Source organism: Massilia sp. Root351 (assembly GCF_001425045.1).
In the GTDB taxonomy this organism is placed as follows: domain Bacteria; phylum Pseudomonadota; class Gammaproteobacteria; order Burkholderiales; family Burkholderiaceae_D; genus Rugamonas.
Window position 1 is genome coordinate 1 of sequence record NZ_LMDJ01000031.1, and the last position, 25,231, is coordinate 25,231.

The window sequence follows — 25,231 nt, forward strand, 5'->3', positions numbered from 1 at the left end:
TGGCCAGGCGCCAGTTCAAACAGGGCGTCGTAGCGCTTGGCCTTGACGATTTGCTCCCAGGCCTGTTCCGGCAGTTGCGCAATCATCCGGCTCAGGCGGTCGGCCTGCGGCACATCGGGGTTGCTCAGATGGGACTTGACCATGGCGTTGTCGTCGAACGAGGGCGACACGGTCATCATCAGGCCGGCGAACAAGTGCTGCGCGCTGGGATCGGTGATGCCGTAGCCGTTGGCGCGGCTGACCGCAGCGATGGCCGCCTCCCGCAGCATGCCGCGCTTGATGCCGGCAATGTCTTCCGGGCAGGTGTCTTCCCAGTGCCGGATGATGCTGTCATACAGGTTCTCCTTGTCGAAGTACATCAGCTGGTCGCGCTGGGCCAGCGTAAGGCTGATGGGGGCGAAGGCGTAGCGGGCGATGTCGGCCGGCGTGGCGGGCACGATGTCGCAGCTGGTCGCGCTGGGCCAGCGTAAGGCTGATGGGGGCGAAGGCGTAGCGGGCGATGTCGGCCGGCGTGGCGGGCACGATGTCGATGCTGTAGCGCTGTTGTCGGCGCGGCTCGAGCGCGCTCCATGCGCTCACGGGGGCGAAGAAATAGCGCTTCTGCTGCGCGTCCAAGGCGGAGGGCAGGCCGAGCAGGATGCGCGGGTCGTAGAAGCGCATCACGACCAATTGACCGCCGTCGATTTCGCAGTTCAGGCGGCGCGTGAGCATGGGCGCGAGCACGGGCAGCGTGTAGGGACTGGTTATCCAGCTGACGCTGGGCGCGGCCTGTTCCAGCCGCGCCAGCCATTTGATGAGCGCTTCATGCTCGCGCGGCGTGGCGATCAGCAGCGGCGCGGCGGCCGTCAGGTGTTCTTCGGGCGTGCCGTCGAACAGCGAGCGCCATTGCGCGTCCGGGAAGCGCGCGCTCAGTTCGCGCCACGCGTGGTCGTGCGCGGAGCAGTCGAGCAGGGCGTAGGTGTGGGTTGGGTTGTCCATATTTTTTTCTTAGCGCTTAGCGGACCAGGAAGCTGCTGGCCTTGGCCGCCGCGTTTTTCAGGCATTCGATGCAGATGGCGCTGCCGGTCGGCAGGGCGGGCAAGCCGGCCGCGCCGCTGCCGCCGCCTTCGAAGATGTGCTGGCCGCCCTTGACGGTGAAGTTGCCAGGGCAGGCGAAGGTGATGTCGCCGCCGTCCAGCGTGATGCTGGACTGGCCGGCCTGCAGCACGATCTTCTTGCTGGCCTTGATCTCGATGCTGTCGTTCACCGAGATGATGGTGATCTCTTTGTCGGCCAGGATCTCCAGCTCGCCGGTGTGGGCCTGCAGCGACACGGGGCCGTTGCCGGCAAAGGCCTGGATGCCGCCCGCGTGGCTGAAGAAGCCGGCCGCGTTGCCGGCCACCGAGGAGACGGTGTGCGCTGCCGCCAAGTGCATATCGCCCTGCGTGGTCCATTGCAGCTGCTTGCCTGCGAACAGCACGGTGGAGGCGGGCGTGGCCCAGTTGATGCTGGCCGGGGAGTCCATCAGCACCAGCGGGACGCCGAACTTTTCCACCGGCTTGGCGCTGTCCGCTTCGCGCGAGCCGGGTTGCGCTTTCACGGCCTGCTGGCCGTTGACGGCGCCGGCGTGCTTGCCGCTTTGCTGGGGATCGACCTGGGTGATGAAGTCCTTGTGCGCGGCGGCGGCGTCCTTGCTGGTGAGGGCTTGCTGCGCGGTGGCGGCGTCGCCCAGCTGCTTGGCCAGTTCCTCGGCGGCCTTCAGCTGCGCCAGCGCTTCGGCGGTGTCGNGACCTGGGTGATGAAGTCCTTGTGCGCGGCGGCGGCGTCCTTGCTGGTGAGGGCTTGCTGCGCGGTGGCGGCGTCGCCCAGCTGCTTGGCCAGTTCCTCGGCGGCCTTCAGCTGCGCCAGCGCTTCGGCGGTGTCCATCTGGGTGGAGGTGACGCCGCTGCCTTGCGCGTTGCGCGCGCTGGCGGTGAGCAGCACGCCTTCGGCGCCGCGCAGCACGGCCCAGGCGTCGGTGCGCAGTTCGAAGCCGGCGCCGCGGTAGCTGCCGCGTTGCGCGGAGCCGGGCGCCTGCTGGACCAGGTAGCCGAGGTTGAGCTGGGTGGCGGCGCTGCTGCTGGCGAGGCGCGTGCGGACCTGGCCGGGGGTGTCGTCCAGCTGCCACTGGCCGTAGCCGCTGCGGTCGAAGTTGTGGCTGTGGATGCCGGAAATGGTGCCGGCGTGGTTTACGCCCGCATCCACGCCCGCCGCGAAGGGCGGCGCGTCGCTGCCGGTGTAGAGCTGGGCCACCACCACCGGGCGGTCCATGTCGCCTTCGATGAAATCGACCAGCACTTCGGTGCCGATGCGCGGCGTGAACTGGGTGCCCCAGTTGGGCCCCGCCAGCGCTTCGGCCACGCGCACCCAGGTGCCGGCGCGCTCGTCGCCGGGGGCGCTACCCTTGGCGTCGGTGTTGTGGGCCATGCCGCCGGCGTTGGCGCCTTCGCCGCGCTGCCAGGCGAACTGCACGCGCACCTGGTGGTCGCGCGTGGTGGTGGAGATGGCGTCGGCCAGGCCGACCACGATGGCGGTCTGCGGGCCGAGCGCGGTGCTGGCGTGCGGCGCGGCGGTGGCGGCGGGCACGATGGCGACGGCTTCGCGCACGCAGCCGAAGCTGTTGCGGTAGGTGCCGGCTTCCACGCCGAAGGCGGGGCCGCCCTTGATCGATGCGTCGAAGTTGTTGCGCGCCTCGTGTTCCACCCACAGCACCTTGAAGCTGTTGGCGCCGCCGGCGTAGCGTTCGTGCTGGGCCAGCTGGAAGCTGTGGCCGTGGGCCAGGCGGCGCACGGCGCCGCTGCCTTCGAAGACCTTGTTGTTGAGCTCCAGCGCTTGCAGCATCAGCAGGCTGTGCGGGTCGGCGGCGCCGTGGCCGGTCTCTTTGCCACTGGCGATGCGCTCGCCGCTGCCGTCGTAGATGGCCAGCGCGGGCAGCTCGCCCGCGTCCAGGCTGGATTGCTGCTCGGCCGACGGCGCGAGCAACTGCGCCGGGTCCCAGCTGGCGATGCTGACGGCGTTGGGCTGCACCTGGCGACGCGCGGCGAAGCGGTCGATGGCGTCGTCGGTGTCGGTGGCGCGTACGCCGTGGAAGCGCAACTCGGCGCCGCCGGGCATGGCGGGGGCTTGCGCCTTGCTGTCGAAGATCACCAGCTTGTGCTTGGACTGGCCGTCGCCCTGATCACTTTCTGCGCCCGGAGGATCGTGCTCGAAGCGCCAGCTCAGGCCTTCGGAGGCCAGCAGGCGCTCGAAGAAGTCGAAGTCGCTTTCGCGGTACTGGGTGCAGATGGGGCGCGGCGCCAGTTCCTGCGTCACGTCGAAGGAGCAGCGCACCTGCGGGTAGTCCTGCAGCAGTTCGGTGACGATGTCCTGCGCGTTCTTGTCCTGGTAAATGTAGCTGTCGCGGCGCAGGCGCAGCAGCGCGAGCGCCGGTTCGAGCAGCAGGCGGTAGCGCGCTACGCCGCCGTCCGCGCCCAGCCAGGCCGCTTCGGTGCACAGGCCGTGCCAGGCGCGCTGGCTGCCGTCCGGTTGCAGCAGCGTGAGGGTGAGCTCTTCTCCGATGAACTGGTCGAGTTCCAGGTCGGTGGAGGTGCTGAGCGCGTGCACTTCGAAGGCGTACAGTTCGTTCACGCCCTCGCGCGCCGTGAAGTGCTCGGCCATCAGCGATTCGGGCAGGGCGCGCTCCTGCGCGCTGGCCAGCGTGAGCAGGCGGGCGTGCTGGCTCAGGCCCGTGCCGAACACGCCGAGCGCCGAAGTGAGCTGCGAGGCCATCAGGGCAGCGTGATGGTGAGGTTGGCCACGCGCGGCGCCATTTTCACGACGTCGTTATAGGCGTGCAGGCGCTCGTCGGTGTGGCGGCCCAGCGAGGTGCGCAGGCCGATGTAGCCCAGCACGCACACCAGCGCGAACACGGAGCACAGCACCCACAGCGGCAAGTCGCTGCGCAGCTTGTGCGCCACCTGGTCCGGGCGCTCGGCGTGCGGCGCGAAGCCGCCGCGCTTGCCCTTCATCTGGGCGATTTCGTCGCCCAGGCGGCTGGTCAGGTAGGTCAGCTTTTCCGAGCCTTCCAGGATGTAGCGGCCCTGGAAGCCCAGCAGCAAGCACATATGGAACACTTCCAGCGCCTGCACGTGGGCGGCGCCGCGCGCGCGCAGTGCTTCCAGGCGGATGTAGAAGTTTTCGCCGGCCAGCTGGTCGCCGAACAGCTGCAGCTGCAGCGGACGGCGTTCCCACGCGTCGCGGATGGAATAGGGCGAGCGCAGGATGATCTCGTCCACCGCCGCGCAGAAGGCGTACTTGGCGGCGTCGATGTCGTCCGGCGAGGCGTTGTGCTTGCGCGCGTTGCGGCCGAATTCATCCAGGAACTGGGTCATCTTCGCGGCGAAGTCGGCGTTGTCCTGCGGACCGCTGCCGTTCTTCAGCATGAACAGGGCGTAGAAGCCGTCATACATCAGGTCTTGCAGCGATTGCGGCTTGTTCGACGCCGGCGCGGCTGGTGCGCCGGACGAAAACAGGGAAGGTGCGAGGGAAGGTGCAGCCACGTTGCTCATGTTGTTTGGTCTCCGCTCAGGAAGTAACGGCCAGCAGGTCCAGCTTCAAATCGCGCAGGCCGGACGGCACATAGATGGAAATCGATTGGGCTTGCAGCATGCGTTCGTACATCTGGCCCTTGCCTTCGACGGCGAAATAGCAGGCGTCCGGCCGCACCGGGATGGCGGCGGGCACTTGCGGCGCGTGCTGGATGCGCACCCCCGGCATGGCCGACAGCACGAATTTTTCCACGTCGTCCGGCGCGCCGATCTTGAAGCGCAGCGGCACCACGTCCACCAGTTCCACCGCCAGCAGGTCGGCCGAGACGGCCAGGTAGAAGGTGGTCTTGTCGTCGATCTTGCCGCTGTCGAGCATGCCGTGGTGGTAGGACGGCTTGATTTCGTTGAGCGCGATGGCGAAGTATTTGGACGAGATCACCGTGTCCAGCAGTTCGCGGATGATCTGGTGCAGGCGCGCGAAGGCGGGCCCGGGATCGGCGTGCTGGTAGGGCGGCAGGTCGGACAGGGTCCAGCTCTTGGAGAACGTCATCAGCGCGCCGGCCAGCGACAGCAGCTGCTCGTACAGGCGTTCCGGGTGCAGCGCCGGGTGGTGGAAGTAGTGCGTCAGGCCGGCGAAGGCGGTGCTGGCGGTGTGCAGCAGCCAGAACGAGGACATGTCGCCGGAACGGAATTCGATCACGTGGCGGCTCGGTTCGCGGTGGTGGCCTTGCAGCGCGCTGACCTTGGCCTGCAGCGCGTCGATCAGGCGGCGCAGTTGCAGGAACAGCAGCGGCGCGCTGCGGATCGACAGCGACGGCGGCACGAAGGACGGATCCAGCTCGAAGCCGCCGCTGGCCGCGCGGCGCAGGCGCAGCAGCGGGAAATGGGTGTAGGAGTCGCGCGGTTCGTGGTCCGGCACCAGGCGCACGGCTTTTTTCAGGTAGCTCAGCTGGGCTTGCGCCGCCTGCGTGTACAGGTCCGGCGTGTCGGCGTTGGACTGCACGAAGCGCACGCCGCTGCTGCCCGGGCCGTTCTGGCCGGCCATGCCGAAGTTGCCGCCGAAGGGCTTGAAGGCGGGCAGGGCGGCGTAGAAGGTCACGCTTTGCTGGTTTTGCGGCAGCTGGCTCAGGTCCACCGTGTCCGGCAGTTCGTCCACGCCGGGCGCGTCATACAGCTCGCCGTCCTGGAAGCGCAGCGTCAGCTCGAGCAGGCGCAGCGCGTTGTTGGCCAGCGCTTCGCGGTCAATCTCGATCTGATTTACGCCCCAGGCGTAGGGGTGCAGGGCCTTCACGCTCTCGTGCAGACGGTGTTCGTGGTAGCGGTCCTGCTGCTGAAAATGCTGTGGCCGCAGGAACAATCCCTCGCCCCAAAGTACCTTGTTTGTCATGTTATCAAAACAGAAATTTTATAAGTAGCAGAACACTAACATTTCTTTAGGAAACATGTCGCAAGCAAGCGCGGCAATCGTGCGCAGCCTTAAAAATAAGCAAGTTTCCCGGTGAAATTCAATTGAACGCACACAAAAATAAATTTCTGATAATGTGTCGGCGAAGTAACAAGTTAGCAATTGAATATCTCTTTTTTGCAAGTCAGTCCGAGGAAAGCATGAAACCTGTACATACCCTGCGCCGCCTGGCCGGCGCTACCAGCTGCGCGGTCATCCTGAGCGCGTGCAACACGGTGCCGCAAGTGCCGGAGATTCCGAAGCCGACCGTCAGCGCGCTGATGGAAAAGGCCAGCCAGGCAGCCTCGTCCGGTCAAAAGGAACAGGCCGTGACGCTGTGGAAACAGACCGCCGCCGCTTTCCCGGCTGAAAAAGCGCCCTGGGTCAGCATTGCCCAGACGCGCTACGACGCCGGTCAGTACGGCGAAGCCATCGTGAGCGCGCAGGAAATCCTGGTGCGCGACCCGAACGACCAGCTGGCCAACAGCATCATCGCGATCAGCGGCCTGCGCCTGTCGACGCGCGCGCTGGCCGACCTGAGCCGCCAGAACAACCTGAGCGGACCGCTGCGCACCGAGTCGCAAGACCTGGCCAAGCTGCTGCGCGAGAGCCTGGGCGAAACCGTGCTGGTGCCGCCGCAGGCGGCGCAGGCCTCGGCCGCCAAGCCGCCGGCTGCACGCGGCGGCACCGTCAAGAAGGGCGCCGCCAAGGCGCGCCAGGAGTCCAGCGCCGATCCGTTCAGCGGCCTGAAATAACCCGTAACCAGTCGAACAGGGGAAAACCATGTCTAAAAGTGAAAGTGTCCAAAAGCGCCTGACCAAGGTGCGTCCGCCGCGCGTGCAGATGAGCTACGACGTTGAGATCGGCGACGCCATCGAGAGCAAGGAACTGCCCTTCGTGATGGGCGTCGTGGGCGATTTCGGCGGCAACTCGGAAGTGGAGCAAAAGCGCCTGAAGGAACGCAAGTTCGTCGGCATCGACCGCGACAACTTCGACGAAGTGATGAAGGGCGTGGAACCGCGCGCCGCCTACCGCGTGGCCAATGAGCTGGGCCAGGACGGCGGCCAGTTCGCGGTGGACCTGAAGTTCAAGTCGATGGAGGACTTCCGTCCCGAATCCGTGGTGCAGCAGGTGGAGCCGCTGCGCAAGCTGCTGGAAGCGCGCACCAAGCTGGCCGACCTGCGCAACAAGCTGGCCGGCAACGACAAGCTGGAAGACATCCTGAACGATGTGTTGAGCAGCACCGAAAAACTGGCGCAGCTGAGCGGCGCCAAGCCTGAAGCAAAGGAATAAGCCATGTCCGCCCAATTGAGCCCGAACGCCGTTCCCGCCCCGGCGCTGGAATCGGCCCTGCTGGACCAGATCGTCGAGCAGAGCAAGGTTGCCAAGTCCAGCGTGGAGCATGCGCGCGCCAAGGACCTGATTTCCGAACTGGTGAACCAGGTCATGGAGGGCACGGTGGTCGTGTCCGACAACCTGGCCGCCACCATCGACGCCCGCGTGGCCGAGCTGGACCGCGTGATCTCGGCGCAGCTGTCGGCCGTGATGCACGCGCCGGAATTCCAGAAGCTGGAAAGCAGCTGGACCGGCCTGCACTACCTGGTGAAGAACAGCTCCACCGGCACCAACATGAAGATCAAGCTGCTCAACGCGACCAAGAAGGAGCTGGTCAAGGACTTCCAGAGCGCGCTGGAATTCGATCAGAGCACCATGTTCAAGAAGGTCTACGAGGAAGAGTTCGGCACCTTCGGCGGCGCCCCGTTCGGCGCGCTGCTGGGCGACTTCGAGATCACCCGCCAGCCGGAAGACATGTACTTCATCGAGCAGATGTCGCACATCGCCGCCGCCGCGCACGCGCCTTTCATCAGCGCCGCGTCGCCGGAACTGTTCGGCCTGGACACTTATAGCGACCTGGGCAAGCCGCGCGACCTGTCGAAAGTGTTCGACACGGTGGAATACACCAAGTGGAAGTCGTTCCGCGAATCGGAAGACTCGCGCTACGTTGGCCTGACGCTGCCGCGCTTCCTGGGCCGCCTGCCGTTCAACCCGGCCGACGGCGCCACTACCGAAGGCTTCAATTTCGTCGAGGACGTGGACGGCACCGACCACCAGAAATACTTGTGGTGCAACGCGGCGTACGCCTTCGGCACCAAGCTGACCTCGGCCTTCGAGGACTTCGGCTGGTGCGCGGCGATCCGCGGCGTGGAAGGCGGCGGCCTGGTGGAAGACCTGCCGACCCACACCTTCAAGACCGATGAAGGCGAAGTGGCGCTCAAGTGCCCGACCGAAATCGCCATCACCGACCGCCGTGAGAAGGAGCTGAGCGACCTCGGTTTCATCTCGCTGGTGCACTGCAAGAACACGGACTACGCGGCCTTCTTCGGCGCGCAGTCGGCCCAAAAGGCCAAGAAATACAACACCGACGCGGCTAACGCCAACGCGGTGCTGTCGGCGCAGCTGCAGTACATCTTCGCCGTGTCGCGCATTGCGCACTACATGAAAGCCATGATGCGGGACAAGATCGGCAGCTTCGCTGCCGCCTCCAACGTGGAGGACTTCCTGAACCGCTGGCTGACGCAGTACGTGCTGCTCGACGATAACGCAACGCAGGAACAGAAGGCCCAGTTCCCGCTGCGGGAAGCGTCGGTGCAGGTGGCGGAGGTGCCGGGACGGCCAGGCGTTTATCGCGCCGTGTCGTTCCTGCGCCCCCACTTCCAGCTCGACGAGCTTTCTGTTTCGCTCCGATTGGTCGCGGAGCTGCCTGCTTCGACCAAATCCTGACGCATCATTTTTACCCGTTAAGTCCATCACCAACTGAAAGGAATACCATGGCAATCGACGTCTACCTGCAAATCGACGGTATCAAAGGCGAGTCCACCGACAACGCACACAAAGACTGGATCGAAGTCAAATCCGTCCAGTTCGAAGTGCTGCAGCCTAAGTCGGCTACCGCGTCGACCGGCGGCGGCCACACCGCCGAGCGTACCGAACACAAAGACATCGTCGTGCACAAGCTGGCCGACCTGGCCACGCCTATCCTGCTGCAGACCTGCTCCTCGGGCAAAACCATTCCGAAGGCAAAGCTGGAATTCCTGCGCGCCGACGGCCAGGGCGAGCGCATCAAGTACTTCGAAATCGAACTGGAAAACGTGCTGATCGGCTCCGTCGCTCCCGCTATCGCTGAAGGCAATATCCTGAGCGAAGACGTGTCGATCAAGTACTCGAAAGTGAAGTGGAAGTACACCCAGCAAAAGGTCGGCGGCGGCTCCGGTGGCAACACATCGGGCGGCTGGGACCTGTCGGCCAACAAGACGGCCTAAGCATGTGCAGCATGGTCAACCAGCCTAGCCAGCAGCCGCGCTGCCAGGGACTGCCATGGCAGTGAAGGGTTACACGCCAGGGCTGTTTGACCGGCTCCTTGACGAGCCAACGCACGGTGCCGGAAGTGGCAGCACATCGGGCACCGTTGCGCGGCTATCCATCGAGGAGATGAAGGACGCGGTGGCACGCGACCTGGAAGCATTGCTCAACACCCGCGCCGTGGTGCGCGAGGATTTGCTGAAGCGTTTTCCGGAGTGCGGCCGCTCCATCGCCAGTTACGGCCTGAGCGACTTCGCCGGGCTGTCGCTGTCGAGCACCGACGACCGCGCCTATATTTGCCGCGCGCTGGAACGCGCCATCCTGCGCCACGAGCCGCGCCTGCGCAACGTGCAGGCTTCGCTGGAAGTGCGCGAGGGCGCCATCAACCGCCTCGGCTTCAACATCACCGCGCTGCTGGTTGCCAGCGCCACCCAGGAACCCGTCAATTTCGACGCAGTGCTGCAACCATCGAGCCTGCATTACACCATCAGCAAGGCGCGCCGCGCGGCGCAGCCAGGAGCCTGACTTGGAACAGCTGTTACCTTATTACGAACGGGAGCTCGGCTTCCTGCGCCGCTATTCGCGCGAATTCGCCGAGCGCTACCCGAAAATCGCCGGCCGGCTCCTGGTCGGCGGCGAGGTGTGCGAAGACCCGCACATTGAACGCATGATCGAATCGTTCGCGCTGCTCAACTCGCGCGTGGCCAAGCGCCTGGACGACGACTACCCGGAATTCACCGAAGCGATGTTCGAGGTGATGTACCCGCACTACCTGCGGCCGTTTCCCTCCTGCTCGATCGCCCGCATGGACTACAGCGGCGCTGCCGCGCAGCTGACCGCCGCCAGCGAAATCCCGCGCGGCACGCAGCTCACCTCGCGCCCGGTGCGCGGCGCGGCCTGCACCTTCCGCACCGCCTACCCGGTGACGGTGGCGCCGCTGGGGCTCACGCAGGCCTCGTTCGACCCCATCATCGCGCTGCCGGAAGCGCTGCGCGCGCCGCCGGGCGCCACCTCCAGCATCAGCATCACCCTGGCCGCCACCTCCGAGCAGGCCGGCCCGCTGCAGCTGGGCCTGGGCAAGCTGCGCTTCTTCATCGACGGCGAGCCGTCCTTCTGCGCGGCCCTGCGCGACGCGCTGTTCATGCGCACCGTGGCGGCCTACGCGGAAGCGGACGGCAACGGCCGCTGGGTGCAGCTGCAGGCTTCGCCGCTCACGCCGGCCGGTTTCGAGGAGAACGAGTCGCTGATCGACTTCTCGGCCCGCTCGCATGCGGCATACCGCCTGCTGACCGAATACTTCTGCTTCCCGGAGAAGTTCAACTTCTTCGATATCGACCTGGCCAGGCTGGGCGCCGCGCTGCCGTCCGGCGCGCGCACCATCACGCTGCACCTGGCGCTGTCCGGCTTGCGCACCGATTCGAACATCTCGCGCATGCTCGGCACGCTGAATCCGAACAACGTGCTGCTGGGCTGCACGCCGGTGGTAAACCTGTTCCGCCAGCGCGGCGAGCCGATCCGGCTGACGCACACCACCGCCAGCTACCCGGTGCTGGCCGACGCGCGCCGCGCCTTCGCCTACGAGGTGCAGGCGATCGAATCGGTACGGCTGGTGCGGCAAACGCCGCAGGGCGAATCCATCACCACCTTCCGCCCGTTCTATTCGCTCAAGCACGGCCAGGCGCCCGAAAAGAGCGGCCACTACTGGGTGGCGCGCCGCAACGAGACCATCGCCGAGAAGAGTCCCGGCTTCGAGACCGAGATCACCATCGTCGATATCGACTTCGACCCGGCCGAAGTGGAAACGGACACCCTCAGCCTGGAGCTGAGCTGCACCAACCGCGACCTGCCGTCCATGCTGTCCTACGGCATGCGCGGCGGCGACCTGTTCATGGAAGGCGGCTCCAGCGTGCGTTCCATCAGCCTGCTGCGCAAGCCGAGCGCCTCCCAGCGCTTCGAGCGCGGGCGCGGCGCGCACTGGCGCCTGATCTCGCACCTGTCGCTGAACCACCTGTCGCTGGACGAGGACGGGCTGGATGCCTTCCGCGAAATGCTGACCCTGTACGACTTGCCGCGTTCCCCGGCCACGCAGCGCCAGATCGGCGGCGTGCTCGGTATCGCCCACAAGGCGGCCAACACCTGGCTGCCGGGGAACCCCTTCGCCTGCCTGGTGCGCGGCGTGGAAGTGCGGCTGACCATCGACGAGGAAGCCTTCGTCGGCAGCGGCATTCACGCCTTTGCGCACGTGATAGAGCGCTTCCTCGGCCTCTACGTGCACGCCAACAGCTTTACCCAGCTGGTCGTGCTGTCCCACAAAACCGGAGAGGAACTGCTGCGATGCTTGCCACGAAGCGGCGATTTGAGCCTGCTGTAATCGAGCGGCTGTTCGCCGAACCCTACCGTTTCGAGTACTTCCAGGCGGTGCGCATGCTGGAGCTGTGGCTCAAGAAGCGCGGCGTGCCGCAGGAGGGCGCGGTGGCGAACTTCCTGCGCTTCCACAATTCGACCTCGCTGTCTTTCCCGGCCAGCGAACTGGAATCGCTGCACCCCGAGCCGCGCGACCTGCCGCGCGACGCGCGCGCGCTGGGCGAGGCCCTGCAGTCGTCGGAGCTGAAGTACGTGCGCATGACGCCCACCTTCATGGGCTTCCTCGGCAGCAGCGGCACGCTGCCGGCGCACTACACCGAGCGCATCGCCGCGCACGCGCTGTACCAGCGCGACGACGGCCCACGCGCCTTCCTGGACACATTCTCGAGCCGCGCGCTGGCCCTGTTCTACGAAGCCTGGCGCAAGTACCGGCTGGAGCTGAAGTACCAGGGCAGCGGCAAGGATGGCTTCCTGCCGCTGCTGCTGTCGCTGGCGGGGCTGGGCAACGCCTCGCTGCGGCGCCGCATGTCGGACCATGGCGACGGCGTGCTGGACGAATCGCTGGGCTATTTCGCCAGCGCGGTGCGGCAAAAGCCGGCGTCGGCCTCGCAGGTGGCGCGCGTGCTGTCCGAGTACTTCAACCAGCAGGTGCGCATCACGCAGTTCATCGGCTGCTGGTACGACGTGCCGCCCGCCCAGCAAAGCACGCTGGGCGGCAGCAACGCGGTGCTGGGCGGCGGCGCCCTGGCCGGCGCGCGCGTGTGGCAGCGCGACCTGCGCATGCGGCTGGTGATCGGACCGCTGGACCGCGCCAGCTTCGAGTCCTTCCTGCCTGGCGGTAAGGCGGCCAGGGCGCTGAAGAGCATGCTGGCCATGTTTACCGGGCTGACATTGGAGTATGAAGTGCAGCTGGTGCTGCGCGCGGCGGACGTGCAGGGCACCAGTTTGAAAGATGAGCGCAGCGGCGGGCGCCTGGGCTGGGACAGCTTCGTGCTGACCGGCGGCCAGGCGCAGGACCGCAGCGACGTGCGGTACGAAATACACACATTATAAAAAGGAGTAGGGCACCATGAGCATCAACCTGAAAACGCTGATCGGCAAACTGAACGATACCTGCCGCGTGGCCGCCACGCGCGCCGCCGGCATCTGCGTGTCGCTGGGCCAGTTTGAAGTCGATATCGAGCACCTGTTCCTGGCCCTGCTGGAACAGCCCAAAAGCGACCTGGTGGTGATCGCGCGCCGCAGCGGCATCAGCGTGAGCATGCTGGAGGCGGATTTGCAGGCGGAACTGAGCCGCTTCAAGAACGGCAACACGCGCACTCCGGTGTTCTCGGCGCGCCTGCCCAAGCTGATGGAAAACGCGTGGCTGATCGCGTCGCTGGACATCCAGTCCGGCCGCGCGGTGCAGATCCGCAGCGCGCACCTGCTGCAGGCGCTGCTGACCGATTCGGAGTTGTCGCAGCTGGCGCAGCGCAGCTCCAAGCTGTTCGCCAAGTTCGAACTGGAGCAGATCCGCCACAAGCTGGACGAGATCGCGGACGGTTCGCAGGAAGCCGTGCCGGCCAGCCAGTCCGGCGGCGCGGCGCAAGAGGGCGGCGACCCGGTGGGCGAGATCGCCGCCAACGCGCCCGGCAAGACCCCGGCGCTGGACCAGTACACCACCAATCTGACGCAGCGCGCCGCCGACGGCAAGGTCGACCCGGTGATCGGCCGCGACGACGAGATCCGCCAGGCCATCGACATCCTGATGCGCCGCCGCCAGAACAATCCCATCCTCACCGGCGAGGCCGGCGTGGGCAAGACCGCCGTGGTTGAGGGCCTGGCGCTGCGCATCGCCGAGGGCGACGTGCCGGACGTGCTGAAGGGCGTGCAGGTCCACACGCTGGACATGGGCCTGCTGCAAGCCGGCGCCAGCGTCAAGGGCGAGTTCGAGAACCGCCTGAAGAATGTCATCGACGAAGTGCGCAAGAGCCCGCACGCCATCATCCTGTTCATCGACGAAGCCCACACCATGATAGGCGCCGGCGGGCAGGCCGGCCAGAACGACGCTGCCAACCTGCTCAAGCCGGCGCTGGCGCGCGGCGAGCTGCGCACCATCGCCGCCACCACCTGGGGCGAGTACAAGAAGTACTTCGAGAAGGACGCCGCGCTGGCGCGCCGCTTCCAGGTGGTGAAAGTGGAGGAGCCGAGCGAGGAGCTGGCGTGCGCCATGCTGCGCGGGATGGCGCCGCTGATGGAGAAGCACTTCAACGTACGGGTGTACGACGAGGCCATCACCGAGGCGGTGCGCCTGTCGCACCGCTACATCATGGGCCGACAGCTGCCGGACAAGGCCATCAGCGTGCTCGATACCGCCTGCGCCAAGGTGGCGCTGGGCCAGAACGCCACGCCGGCCCTGCTGGAGAACCTGGCGCGCAGGCAGGAGCGCATGAACGCGGAGATCGCATCGCTGGAGCGCGAACAGGCCGCCGGCGGCGGCGCGGTGCACGGCGAGCGCCTGAAGCAGCTGCGCGAGGATTGCGAGGCGGCGGGCAAGCAGCATGGCGAGCTGGCCGCGCGCTGGGAGCAGGAAAAGCAGCTGACGGAGCAGATCAAGGCCGCGCGCGTGGTGCTGGAGGCCGGCGGCGAGGCCGACGCCAGCCAGGGCAAGGACGTGCAGGCGCTGCTGGCCGAATTGAAAGCGCTGCAGGGCGAAACGCCGATGGTGCCGGTGCAGGTGGACGGCAACGTGGTGGCCGGCATCGTGGCCGGCTGGACCGGCATCCCGCTGGGCAAGATGGTGAAGGACGAGATCAAGACGGTGCTCAAGCTGAAGGACATGCTGGAAGAGCGCGTGCTGGGCCAGCCGCATGCGCTGGAAGCGGTGGCGCAGCGCGTGCGCACCTCGCGCGCCAACCTGGACGACCCGAACAAGCCGAAGGGCGTGTTCCTGTTTGTCGGCCCGTCCGGCGTGGGCAAGACCGAGACCGCGCTGGCGCTGGCCGACGTGCTGTACGGCGGCGAGCGCAAGCTGGTCACCATCAACATGAGCGAGTACCAGGAAGCGCACAGCGTGTCGGGCCTGAAAGGCTCGCCGCCGGGCTATGTGGGCTACGGCGAGGGCGGCGTGCTGACCGAGGCGGTGCGCCGCAACCCCTACAGCGTGGTGCTGCTGGACGAAGTGGAGAAGGCCCACCCGGACGTGCTGGAGCTGTTCTTCCAGGTGTTCGACAAGGGCGTGATGGACGACGCCGAAGGCCGCGAAATCGACTTCCGCAACACCATCATCATCCTCACTTCGAACGTGGCGTCGTCCACGCTGATGCAGGCCTGCCTGAATAAGAGCGCCGAGGAGCTGCCCAAGGCGGACGCGCTGGAGGAGATGATCCGCCCGCAGCTGAGCAAGCAGTTCAAGCCCGCCTTCCTGGGCCGCCTGAAAGTGATTCCGTTCTATCCGATCCCGGACGACGTGCTGGCCGAGATCATCGAGCTGAAACTGGGCCGCATCGGCCAGCGCGTCGGCGCCAACCACAAGGCCGAGTTCAGCTGGGACGAAGCGCTGGTGGATGCCGTGCTGGCGCGCTGCACCGAAGTGGACTCCGGCGCGCGCAATGTCGATCACATCCTGAACGGCACCTTGTTGCCGGAGATCGCCGAATCGGTGCTGGCCAAGATGGCCGAAGGCGCAGCGATTGCCAAAATCAAGGTGGGGGCCAACAAAGACGGCAAGTTCAAGTACACGATCCGCTAAAGGCAGTCAGGTTTGCATATTGCGGCACGTATTGCGGAGGCCCCGGCCCCCCTGTTTGCGCGGGACCAGCCGGGAGCGGCCGTCCTGGCCGGCAAGAACGGGGAAACGGTGTTTCGCAAGGGTGACGGCCTTGCTGCCCGACTGACCAAGGAAGACAGCGGCGGCCACCAACACTGTGCCGGTGAGCGCGAGGCTGGAAAGGATCGAGCAGGCGAGGACGATGGCGAAACGCTTGCCATTGGTGTAGTCAGATTTTCCTTGCATGGGTGGGCCGCGCTACCTGGCTGGAAGCCAGCCGGGCTTATTCTCGGGATACCATTCGCGCTCCACCGGGCCGTCGTACTCCGGCTCCAGCGTGCCGAGCGTGACGGCGATGCGGTCGGGCGTTTCGGTGCTGCGCCAGTACAGGCTGGAGCCGCACGCGCTGCAGAAGCCGCGCCGGCCATGACTGGATGACGCGTACTCCGTCACCAGCTCCGCGCCGCGCTCGACGGTAAAGCCGGCGCTGGCCACGTTCGCATACGAGCCCGCCGCCGCGCCGTGCTGCTTCCGGCACATGGTGCAGTAACAATGGCTGGCGCGCTCCACCGGCCCTTCGGCCCGGTAGGCCACCCCACCGCATAGACAGCTTCCGTGTAACAAAGGACTGTGCTCCATCTGCATATCCGCTTTTAAGTGAGGCGCTTCAGGTCTGCGTAAAAGTGTTCGTGCGATCCGATGCTGAGCAATACGACTGTGGTGGGCGAGCATGTGTCGGGCTGCAAGCGGTGCGCCAGCAAGATCTCCGGTTGATGCAGCTTGAACTTGTGCACAAAAACAATGGCGAAGTCTCCCTTTTTTCGTCGCCTGGCACCGGATCGGACGCGATCTCCTTCACAGCGCTATCGACTACGCTTCTGGATCTCGCATGCAGCTTTTTCACGACCCTGGCAAACGTTGCAGAGCGATGTTCGGCTGCCGCGCGAGGCTTGGCGAGGTCGATCAGTTCATCGGACAATTTCAGTGCGGTAGGCATTTTCACCTCCTTCGAATGATTTCAGTGTGCGGTAACTTGCAACCTATTGCAACCGGAATCGCATTTCGAAAGAGGGGGGACTCAGTCCTGCGGGCGGCCTTTGACGCCAAGGAGTTCTTCGATGTGGTCCATCGAGGCGGGGTCTTTGATGACGGAGCGCAGCCAGCTGTGCAAGTCCTGCTCGGCGGCGTCGGCGGCCTTGTCGGCGAAGTAGGAGACCGGGCTGTGCGGCTCGGTGCGCCGGAAGAACTGGGCCACGGTGCGCAACTGGGCCACGGCCTGGCTGCGGCTGTGGATGGCGCCCGGCGGGCCGGACGGGGCCAGCTGCATCGGGGTGCCCGGCGCCGCGTGGCCGTTCTGCGCGTGGCCGTTGGCGGCGCCCTCGCCGTGGGCTGCGTGGTCCGCATCGTTCATGGTGCCTCCTTCCGAGACTGGCTGGGCGCTTGCCGTGACGGCGCTGGGCGGCAGCGCGTGGATCAGCGTTTGCAGCGCGTCGCGCGCGGCGGAGAAGCCGGGGCTGTCCTCGCCCAGGCGCGCGTCGGCGGCCTGTTCGAAGGCGCGCAGGGCTTCGAGGCAGGCTGCGGCGTCCGTGGCCAGCGTTTCGCGGAACTGCGGCGAGCTGTTGCGGCGGGCCGCTTCCAGGTCGGCCAGTTTCAGGCCGCCGGCCGGCGGGCCGCCGTTGTTGGCCAGCTTGCGCGCGGTCTCGAAATCGACCATGGAGTAGGCGCTGCCGCGGCCCTCGGTGAGCGGGATGGCACGCAGCAGGCCCGGCGTGCGCGCCAGGATCCAGCTCAAATTGCCGATGCGCTGCTCGTTGTCGCCGTCCGCTTCGGGGAACAGGCCGTTGTACCAGTATTGCTCGCACAGCCCGGCCAGCACCCGGAAGCCCTCGGCCAGGCCGCGCAGGCCGTGCTTCTTGCCGCCGGCCTCGGTGAGCCACACGGCCAGGCGCAAGTCCTTGCTGCGCGTTTCAAGCAGCACGGCGCAGCGCTGCACCACGAAGCCCCAGTCGGCTTCTTTCAGGTCGGTGACCCACTCGCCCTGGTCAAGCGAAGGGTCGTCGAAGGTGCGCGCCTGGGCGATGGCGTCCAGCTCGGGAGAGAAGGCCAGGTCGTAGCCGCCCGGCTGGGCGTCGCTCACCGGCTTGAGGATTTGTTCTGCTGAAAACATGGTGACTTTCCTTATTGCTGCGCCAGGCGGAATTCGATACGGCGGTTGCGCGCGCGGCCCTCGGCGCTGTCGTTGCTGGCCACCGGGCGGTCCGGGCCCTGGCCCGAGGCGCTCAGCAGGTCGCCGTTGATGCCGTGGCTGGCGAGATAAGCTTTGACCGCCTCGGCGCGCGCCTGGCTCAGGCCCTGGTTGGTGGCGCGCAGGCCCACGCTGTCGGTGTGGCCGATGATGTCGACCTTGCGGCCTTTGAGCTTTTGCATGGCCGCCACCATCTCGTCGAGTACCTTGCGCCCTGCCGGCGTGAGGCTGGCCTGGCCGCTTTCGAATTCGACAATGCGGTTGGCCAGCGCGCTGTCCAGGATGCCCTGGTCGCTGGCCGACACGCGCAAGCCGTTGTTGACGGTGTAAGTGGGATTCAGGCTGAGCGCGGCCGCGCTGGCCAGCGCCTGGCGCTGGGCCTCGTTGGCCACCTCGCCGCGCAGGGTAACGGTGCTGCCGTCGATCTTGAGCTGGCCGCGGCTGATTTGCTTCAGGTCCGGCGTGATCAGCTTTTGCACGTAGGCGTTCCAGTTGGCCGGCGTGACCACCTGGCCGACCGAGATCTGGTCCACCACCTTGTCGGCGCCATAGACTTCACGCAGCTTGGCCAGCACGCTGGCCTTGCTGGCTTCGTCGGCGACGGTGCCGGTGGCGAGCACCTGGCCGGGCTGCGGCGCGGCTGGCGGCTGGGCGTGGGCGGGCAGCTGCGCTGCCGCGGCGGCGAGGGCCAGGAGTAAGAGGGCGGGGTAGCGCATGTTCAGGTTCCAATAAATGCCGCGTGCAGCGAGTCGAGCGCGGATTTGAGTGACAGATTGGGTTGCGACAGGTAGGTGGAGGCCTTCTTGCTGGCGTAGTCCGAGTCCACATGGTCTTCCACCCAGTCCAGCTGGTCGAAGGCGATGTGGTGCTCCAGCCCCACTTGCGGGTCCATGATGGCTTGCAGCGTGTGCGCCGAGGCGCCGCTGAAGCCCAGCACCAGCACCGGCCGCTGCGCCACGCGGGTGAGGAAGATGGCCAGCTCGAAGTCGGCGCGCGCCAGGAACGGCGTGATCAGGTGCATCCAGTAGGCCGCCACCAGGTTGCGGTACATGGGGTCGTTCGGCAGCGGCAGCAGCAAGCTCTTTTCCAGCCGGCTGGAGCTGCTGGCCAGCACCGGCTGCAGCAGCATGCCCAGGGCCAGCAGCATCTGGCGCACCGAGCCGGCGAAGCCGGCCTGCGACAGCATGGCGTCCAGGCCGCCGATGGTTTGCATCTCCATGAAGTCGTTGAAGGCGGCATCGTAGGCGGCCGGGCGCAGGTCCAGCTCCACCACGTGCGCCGCCGCCGCCTGCAGCGCGGAGCTCGGCTCGGAGGCTTGCAGCACGCCGGCGGTCAGGCTTTCCAGGCGGGTCCACAGGCGGCTGAGCACCAGCGGCGCGTTGGGCACGAAGCCGGCGGGTTCGGGCGCTTCCATGCTGCTCATCATGAGGAAGGGGAAGCGGCGGCTGGACTGGTCGCTGCTGGCCACGATGTGGCCGCCGATGGCGTGCCGGCGGCGCGGGCCGACAAAGGCGAAGTGCAGCGGCGCCAGGGCATCGTAGGTCAACTTCCAGCGTGCGTCGGCGCTGAGCAGGTCCATGGCCTGGGCCAGCCAGTCGTCCAGCACCTTGATCAGGGCCGGATTGTCGCTGCCTTTGACGAAGTCGCCACGGCTGGGAATCTTGCCGAAATAGCCGACGGCGGCGGGCGTGACGTGGCGGCTCATTGCTGCACCTCCGCGATGCGGGCGCCATTGGCGGCCATGGTGGACTGGGGCTGCGCCTGCTGCGGTGCAGTCATGCGCGGGCGTGGCGCGGCGCCTGGCGCCGGGGCTGGAACAGGCCCGGGAGCGGGGGCCTGGGCCGGCGCACCGGGGGCGCCGGCCGGGGCGGAGGCTGGGGCGGCGGCAGGAGCTGCACGCGGTGCGGCACCCTGCGCGGCGCCGGGCACGGCGGTCTGCGCGGGGGCGGCCGCGCCGGCCCCGCCGGCAGCTGCGGCGGCGGGCGCTTCGGCCACGGCCGGGACGACCACCGCGTCCGGCAGGCGCAGGCGCCTGAAGCCTGAGGCCTGCTGCGGCACCGGGGCCGGCGGCGGTGGGGCGGCGGCGTTGATTTTCAGGTTGGCGGTGACGGTGACGCCGGCGTTAATCCAGGTCAGCTCGAACACGCCGCCGTCTTTCTTCTTGCGGGTGGATGCGTCTATCATTTTCTTCAGGCCGAAGTGGCCGGTTTCGTTCAGGAGGACCACGGAGCGGCCTTCCGGGGTGATGGCGGTGATGCGCGCGCCGGGCACGCCCTGCGGGTTCGGCCACACCATGTGGACCCACGGCTGCGGCTGGCCGCGCCAGCGCAGCGCCTGGCCGTCGATCTCGATGGTGAATTCGCTGGCGCCGACCGAACCCAGCGCCTGCAGGTCGAAGCGTGTCTGCGCGTCGCCTTCGCTGGAGGCGGCCGCGTTGGCCACGCCGCCCGCGTTCAGCGGCGCCACCCAGGCCGGGAAGCTGGCCGACACGGTGGGCGCCAGGTTGATGCCCATATTGGCCCAGGTGCGGCTGCTCAATGTGTCGCCGCGGCGCACCACCAGCGGACCGACGGTGGAGGTGAAGAATTTGGCGATGGCCCCTTCCGGGCCGAAGATTTCGCCAATTTCCGCGTTGCTGGCCTCGGCTTTCGATTCGGTGGCGAACGGATACTTCAGCGCCAGGTTCTGGCGGAACGGCGTGAGCACCTGGGCCGCCCACACCTTGTTGATTTCCTGCTCGGCGGGGCGCACGATGACGGCGAAGGTCTGCATCAGCGGACGCACCAGGATCGGGCGCAGCGACTGCTTCTGCGCGTCCGTCATCCCGGTCAGCATCTGTTCGTCCACGTAGCGCAGCGCGTCGGCCAGTTCGGAGCCGCTGCCGTCCAGCGTCTGCTGCATCAGCTGCTTGGCGCCGGGACCCGGGTCACCCTGGTTCTTGATCTGGTTGAAGCGGCCGCGCAGCTTGGCCAGCTGTTCCATATAGCCGCGCATCAGCGAGGCGTCGTTGTCCTTGGCCACCACCAGGCGCGCCACGCCGGCGAACTCGCGGCCGACAGGGCCCAGCGGCAGCGCGGCGTTCTGCGCCGACGCGGCAGGCAGGTTGACGTTGATCTGCGATGGCTTCTGGCGCAAGATGGTTTCGCGGAACCAGCCGGACACGCCGCGTTGGGCGCGCTGCATGCCGGCGTCCAGCAGCGAGGGGTTGTCCCACGAGGTCTGCTGGTAGACGGTGGAGATCAGCTTGTTCAGCGGCGAGAGCTGCGGATCGCCCAGGCGGTTCATGGCCGAGGCGGCCGTTTCGAAGCCGTCCAGGTCGCGGATGGTTACCCCCTGCACGAACTTCTGCCATTCCTTGGCGTAGTCGTTCTTGTACAGGTCCACCAGCGCCTTCTGGATCTGCTCCGGGCTGCCTTCCAGCGTCAGGTCGTCCTTGGAGGCGGTCTTCAGCACCCAGTCCGCGCTTTGCAGTTCGCGGTTGGCGGCGTCGCGGAAGGCGTCCTGCACATAGCCTTCCCACGCCTCGCGGGTGAAGCTGCCGGGGATGGCGTAGCTGCCCAGCATGAGCTCCTTGTCCTGCTCGCCGACGATGCGCGCCACCGTCATGGACGGATAGCGGGTGGCGGCGCGCGCCTTCACGTCGGCGTACACGCGTTCGCGCGCCGGCATGCCGCGCACCACGCGGCGCAGCTTGTCGCGGTTCTGGTCGACCAGGGCCAGCTTGTTGTCCAGCGTGGGCCAGGAGGTGTCGTTGATCTGCGCCAGGTGGAAGGAGATCATGCGTTCGGCGCTGCGTATCATCTGCTCGCGCGGCATGGCGCCGCGATTGGCGTCCAGCCACACGCGCCAGAAGCGGGTCAGCTGGTCGCTCAGGTGGCCGGCTTCGGCGCGCGATTTATCGCCCAGCATCAGATAGGTTTTCAGCGCGTTGTAGGCGTCTTCCGCGTTGTTCGGCGAGGCGTCCTTGAACTGCTGGGAGCCCTGGGCCACGGTGGCGGCCGCGCCCCCGGCGGCCGGCGCTGCCGCGTCGGCGGCGTTGGCCGCCCGCACGGACGGCTGCATCGGTTCGGTGCTGCTGTTGACCTCCGACAGGAAGGCTTCCAGCGACTGGCCCACGGGCGTGAGCATCACTTCCCGCACGCCGTGGAAGTACTCTTCGCGCAGCTTGCGTTCCAGCGTCTGGCCCTGGTACAGGCCCAGGCTGAGCGACAGCGGACGGCTTTGCTTGTAGTTGTCCAGCTGTTCGATGCGGTCCTGCAGCACTTCCAGCGCCTGGAAGCGCGATTGCAGGTCGAAGCGCTTGTCCTGCAGGCGCACGGCTTGCTGCAGGTCCGCTTCCACGTTGGCCACCAGCTGGCGGTTGTTCATGTAGGACCAGCTCCAGCCGCCCAGCGCCAGGCCGACGAAGGCGGTAGCGGCGAAGAAGGCCGCGTAGCGCATGCGCGTTTGCGCCGGGCTGGCGTATTGCGCCACCAGGTTCTTGTCGGCGAAGATCACGGTGCGGAACAGGTTGAGCAGGAAGTAGCCCTTTTGCTGGTAGGCGCCGTCGGCGTGCTGCGGCTGCAGCTTCAGGTCGAAGCGGCGCGCCACGCGCTGCGACGAGGCCGATACGGCCTCGCCTTCCTGCAGCGCGCTGGTGAAGTAGAAGCCCCGGAACACCGGCTTGAACTGGAACGGGTTTTCCTCGAACAGGGTGGCGACGAAGGTGCGCAGCGGACCCTTGATGGAGGCGAATTCGAGCGGGAAGGTGAACACGCCGGGCGGCATGCGCTCGCGCCACTGCAGCGCCATGCTGGCGCGGCTCATGTCCTTCAGGCCGTCGTGCAGCTCGTCGAAGCGGGCGTCGAACTGGTCCAGCACCTGGGTGCTGGTGGTGTGCTGGCTGTAGGGCAGGGTGGCGCCCCAGACGCGGTCGCGCTCGCCCAGTTCGCTGTCCTGGAAGAACTCGTTGAAGCCGTTGATCAGGTCGGCCTTGGTGAACACCACGTACACCGGCGCGTGCACGGCCAGGCGCTCGGTCACTTCCTGCACCCGCTGGCGCAGGTTCTTGGCCAGGTTGATGGCGAACTCCGGGCGGTTGCCCGCCAGTTCGGCCACGCTGACGGCGATGATGATGCCGTTGATGGGCGCCTTCTTGCGGTACTTTTTCAGCAGGTCGAGGAAGCCGAACCACTCGGCGCGGTCTTCGTCGGCCACCGAGTAGCGGCCTGCCGTGTCGAGCAGGATGCCGTCGGTGGTGAAGAACCAGTCGCAATTGCGCGTGCCGCCCACGCCCTGCACGATCTTGCTGTCGGCGAAGGGGAACTGCAGGCCGGAGCTGGCGATGGCGGTGCTCTTGCCGGCCGCCGGATTGCCGATCACCATATACCACGGCAGCTCGTACAGCGCGGCGTTGCCGGAGAACTGGCCCAGCTTGGACTGCTTGATGGTGGTGATGGCCTCCAGCATGCGCTTGCGCAGCGCATCGGTTTCCTGGCGCTGCACCGCGTCGGCCTTGGGTGAAGGCTGGTTGACCTGCTGCTCCAGCATGTCGCCCAGCTGGCGCGACTTGCGCTGGTGGCGCTGGCGCCTGAGCAGCCAGACCACGGCGCCGACGGCCAGCGCCAGCGCGAAGATGGTCCAGGCCAGCGAAGCGGGCTGCTGCAGCAGGGCCGCGCCGATCAGCAGGAAGGCGGCCAGCGCGATCCAGCCGACCAGCAGCAGGAAGGCGCGCGAGGTGAAGAATTGCCGGAGTGTTTGGGTAGTCATATTGGTCTTGGTTGAGGTCAAGCTGGTGTTGCGGAGGTTGCGTTGTCCATGTCGTCCGATGCGGGCCGGATCAGGGCGGCGCAGCGCAGGTAAGGATCTTCGTTGGCGATGCACAGCACCGGCGCGCCGCGCTCCTGCACTTCGTGCCGGGCCAGCGCCAGCGCGGCCAGGAAGCCGGCATTGCCGGCCTGGCCGGTGGCGTTGCCCAGCGCGAGAATGTCCTGTGCCGGATCGAGCTTGGGCTGCACCGCCTGGGCGGCCGCCATCATTTCCATCAGGCGCGTGCTGCGGTGGCCGGTGTCGGCCACGATCAGCGGCACCTCGGCGCTGTCGGCCAGCGGCTGCATGGCCTGCTGCGCGAGTTCCTTCAACACGGCGCAGTCGCCGTTGCGCGCCTGCGCCACGTCGTTCGGGCGCTGGCCGGCGGCCACCGGCGCCAGCATGGGGTAGGGGCCGTCGTGCAGCAGGGCGGCCTGCTCGGCATCCAGCAGCAGCAGGCCGGCGGCCGCCTCGCCGGGCATGGCCCCTTGCGGGCGGGCCGCCGTAAACAGGCTGCCGTTCGAGGACCAGGCGTCCACGGTGGCGTCGCCCAGGTGGGAGGTGCAAGCGAGCAGCACGGCCACGCATGGCTCGCCGCTTTGCTGCAGCGCGGCCAGGACCGGGCCCGGATGCTGGCCGGGGCGGGTGTTGACGGCGATGCGCTGCTGCGGCCAGCCGGCCTGTTCGATATGGTGGCTCAGCCAGCGGCCGGCCACGTCGCGCCATTGGCTGTTCCACTCGGGCGGCAGCAGGGCGATCAGCTGCAGCGTGGGCACCGCGTTGAGCGCGCGCGCCGCCTGCGCCGCCGTGCCGTGGCCGGCCAGGGCGTTGTCGGCAGCCGTTGCGGCTTCGCTCACGCGCGGGTGGGCGGCGGCCGCTTCGGCCAGGTGCAGCACGGCCGGCGTGGCCAGCGCCATGGCGCGCCAGAATTCGTCGCGCGCGTATAGCGCGGGCTGGCCCTGGGCGGCCAGCCACTCGCTGATTTCCTGCTCGGTGTTCTGCTCGTCGACGCCTTCGGCGCGCGCGCACATCACGGGGTAGCCGTCGTCGTCGTACAGTTCCTTGTCCAGGTCCGGGCGGGCCTTGTTGTCGGCCAGGGCGCCGGCCAGCGCTGCGGCGCTGTCGCCGTGCGGCGCATGCAGCGCGGCGGCGGCGATGGCCAGGCTGGCTGGCGCTGCGGCGCCGTCGGCCGCGGCCGTCGCGGCAGCGCCCGCGGCTGCGGCGCCGGCGCCGCCGGCGGCAGGGGCGGCGGGTTCGGCGGCGCGCGCGCTCCAGGCGGACGCGCCCTTGCGCACCAGCCAGTAGCCCAGCAGCAGCGACAGCGGCAGCGCCACCAGGCAGGCGGCCAGGTCGCCGGTGTCCGGCATGCGGTTGGTGCTGCGCCAGTACCATACGGCGCCGGTCCAGCTGACGCCAAAGGCCAGCACCGACAGCAGGATCCCTTTCATCCAGGCGTTCATGCGCGTTACACCTTGTCGACGGTGGCTTGCTGGCTGGCGATCAGCGTGGCGCCGCAGCTGGTCATGTCGCCCTGGCGGGCAACCGGTTTGCCGTCCACCAGCATGCTGGCGTCGCCGGTGACGATGACCATGGCGCCGTGCAGCGGGCACACCACCTTGTCGCCGATGCGGGCAATGGGGATGCCGCCGCTGTCGCTGTGCGGCGATGCCTCCACCACGGCGCCGCCGTGGGTATGCTTGTCTCCCAACCTGATCAATGGCCCGGCCATAGTATTCTCC

At 67.3% G+C, this 25,231-nt stretch carries 20 protein-coding genes and 3 pseudogenes; 8 read left to right on the top strand and 15 right to left on the bottom strand.

Annotated features, from left to right (window positions below):
* The 6 genes and pseudogenes from ASD15_RS20030 to tssK all read right to left on the bottom strand — a co-directional run.
* Positions 1-359: pseudogene (locus ASD15_RS20030) on the bottom strand (hypothetical protein); the annotation flags it as partial.
* Positions 331-978: a DUF4123 domain-containing protein gene (locus ASD15_RS20035; RefSeq protein WP_057156815.1), complete on the bottom strand. Its 648-nt coding sequence runs from the start codon at positions 976-978 to the stop codon at positions 331-333. The gene ASD15_RS20035 and the pseudogene ASD15_RS20030, both read right to left, overlap by 29 nt.
* Before the next feature lie 16 nt (positions 979-994).
* On the bottom strand, positions 995-1,504 hold the full coding sequence (locus ASD15_RS20040) for a DUF2345 domain-containing protein (RefSeq protein ID WP_229418305.1): 510 nt from the start codon (positions 1,502-1,504) through the stop codon (positions 995-997).
* A 263-nt stretch (positions 1,505-1,767) separates the two neighbouring features.
* Positions 1,768-3,786: pseudogene (locus tag ASD15_RS20045) on the bottom strand (type VI secretion system Vgr family protein); the annotation flags it as partial.
* A complete protein-coding gene (gene icmH, locus ASD15_RS20050; protein ID WP_057156817.1) occupies positions 3,786-4,565 on the bottom strand; it encodes a type IVB secretion system protein IcmH/DotU in 780 nt (259 codons plus the stop codon). The pseudogene ASD15_RS20045 and the gene icmH, both read right to left, overlap by 1 nt.
* Positions 4,566-4,581: 16 nt before the next feature.
* The gene (gene tssK / locus ASD15_RS20055; RefSeq protein WP_057156818.1) at positions 4,582-5,931 is read right to left on the bottom strand and encodes a type VI secretion system baseplate subunit TssK; all 1,350 of its coding nucleotides are present in this window, start codon (positions 5,929-5,931) and stop codon (positions 4,582-4,584) included.
* Between the two features lie 218 nt (positions 5,932-6,149).
* Between tssK and ASD15_RS20060 the strand changes: the two genes are divergently transcribed.
* The 8 genes from ASD15_RS20060 to tssH all read left to right on the top strand — a co-directional run bounded on the left by ASD15_RS20060 (position 6,150) and on the right by tssH (position 15,442).
* Positions 6,150-6,743, top strand: a complete 594-nt coding sequence (locus ASD15_RS20060) for a M48 family metallopeptidase (protein WP_057156819.1) — start codon at positions 6,150-6,152, stop codon at positions 6,741-6,743.
* A 28-nt stretch (positions 6,744-6,771) separates the two neighbouring features.
* On the top strand, positions 6,772-7,281 hold the full coding sequence (tssB, locus tag ASD15_RS20065) for a type VI secretion system contractile sheath small subunit (protein WP_057156820.1): 510 nt from the start codon (positions 6,772-6,774) through the stop codon (positions 7,279-7,281).
* 3 nt (positions 7,282-7,284) lie between these two features.
* A complete protein-coding gene (gene tssC / locus ASD15_RS20070; RefSeq protein WP_057156821.1) occupies positions 7,285-8,769 on the top strand; it encodes a type VI secretion system contractile sheath large subunit in 1,485 nt (494 codons plus the stop codon).
* A gap of 47 nt (positions 8,770-8,816) precedes the next feature.
* Positions 8,817-9,308 carry a type VI secretion system tube protein Hcp gene (locus tag ASD15_RS20075; RefSeq protein WP_056391891.1) on the top strand — a complete coding sequence of 164 codons (492 nt, stop codon included), beginning with the start codon at positions 8,817-8,819 and terminating at the stop codon, positions 9,306-9,308.
* A 61-nt stretch (positions 9,309-9,369) separates the two neighbouring features.
* A complete protein-coding gene (tssE, locus tag ASD15_RS20080) occupies positions 9,370-9,873 on the top strand; it encodes a type VI secretion system baseplate subunit TssE (protein ID WP_057157299.1) in 504 nt (167 codons plus the stop codon).
* A gap of 1 nt (position 9,874) precedes the next feature.
* On the top strand, positions 9,875-11,719 hold the full coding sequence (tssF, locus tag ASD15_RS20085; protein ID WP_057156822.1) for a type VI secretion system baseplate subunit TssF: 1,845 nt from the start codon (positions 9,875-9,877) through the stop codon (positions 11,717-11,719).
* Positions 11,683-12,765 (top strand): type VI secretion system baseplate subunit TssG, encoded by a 1,083-nt coding sequence (tssG, locus tag ASD15_RS20090; RefSeq protein WP_057156823.1) that lies wholly within the window; start codon positions 11,683-11,685, stop codon positions 12,763-12,765. Before tssF ends, tssG begins: the two co-directional genes overlap by 37 nt.
* A 16-nt stretch (positions 12,766-12,781) precedes the next feature.
* A complete protein-coding gene (gene tssH, locus ASD15_RS20095) occupies positions 12,782-15,442 on the top strand; it encodes a type VI secretion system ATPase TssH (RefSeq protein WP_057156824.1) in 2,661 nt (886 codons plus the stop codon).
* Between the two features lie 6 nt (positions 15,443-15,448).
* Here tssH and ASD15_RS20100 read toward each other — a convergent pair whose 3' ends face one another.
* From ASD15_RS20100 to ASD15_RS20140, 9 genes and pseudogenes are all read right to left on the bottom strand, one after another.
* Positions 15,449-15,706, bottom strand: coding sequence for a hypothetical protein (locus ASD15_RS20100; RefSeq protein ID WP_057156825.1), 258 nt, complete (start codon positions 15,704-15,706; stop codon positions 15,449-15,451).
* A 12-nt stretch (positions 15,707-15,718) separates the two neighbouring features.
* Entirely contained in the window at positions 15,719-16,054 is a 336-nt protein-coding gene (locus tag ASD15_RS20105; protein ID WP_162249928.1) for a GFA family protein, read from the bottom strand.
* Between the two features lie 59 nt (positions 16,055-16,113).
* Positions 16,114-16,457, bottom strand: a pseudogene (locus ASD15_RS33880) (type II toxin-antitoxin system RelE/ParE family toxin).
* A gap of 81 nt (positions 16,458-16,538) precedes the next feature.
* Positions 16,539-17,627, bottom strand: coding sequence for a type VI secretion system protein TssA (gene tssA / locus ASD15_RS20115; protein ID WP_057156827.1), 1,089 nt, complete (start codon positions 17,625-17,627; stop codon positions 16,539-16,541).
* Between the two features lie 11 nt (positions 17,628-17,638).
* The gene (locus tag ASD15_RS20120) at positions 17,639-18,421 is read right to left on the bottom strand and encodes an OmpA family protein (protein WP_057156828.1); all 783 of its coding nucleotides are present in this window, start codon (positions 18,419-18,421) and stop codon (positions 17,639-17,641) included.
* A 2-nt stretch (positions 18,422-18,423) separates the two neighbouring features.
* Positions 18,424-19,410, bottom strand: coding sequence for a type VI secretion system-associated protein TagF (gene tagF / locus ASD15_RS20125; protein ID WP_057156829.1), 987 nt, complete (start codon positions 19,408-19,410; stop codon positions 18,424-18,426).
* Complete coding sequence (tssM, locus tag ASD15_RS20130) at positions 19,407-23,453, bottom strand: type VI secretion system membrane subunit TssM (protein ID WP_082552074.1); 4,047 nt, start codon at positions 23,451-23,453, stop codon at positions 19,407-19,409. Before tssM ends, tagF begins: the two co-directional genes overlap by 4 nt.
* Before the next feature lie 17 nt (positions 23,454-23,470).
* Complete coding sequence (locus ASD15_RS20135; protein ID WP_057156830.1) at positions 23,471-24,940, bottom strand: hypothetical protein; 1,470 nt, start codon at positions 24,938-24,940, stop codon at positions 23,471-23,473.
* A gap of 17 nt (positions 24,941-24,957) precedes the next feature.
* On the bottom strand, positions 24,958-25,221 hold the full coding sequence (locus ASD15_RS20140; RefSeq protein WP_057156831.1) for a PAAR domain-containing protein: 264 nt from the start codon (positions 25,219-25,221) through the stop codon (positions 24,958-24,960).
* Positions 25,222-25,231 lie beyond the last annotated feature (10 nt).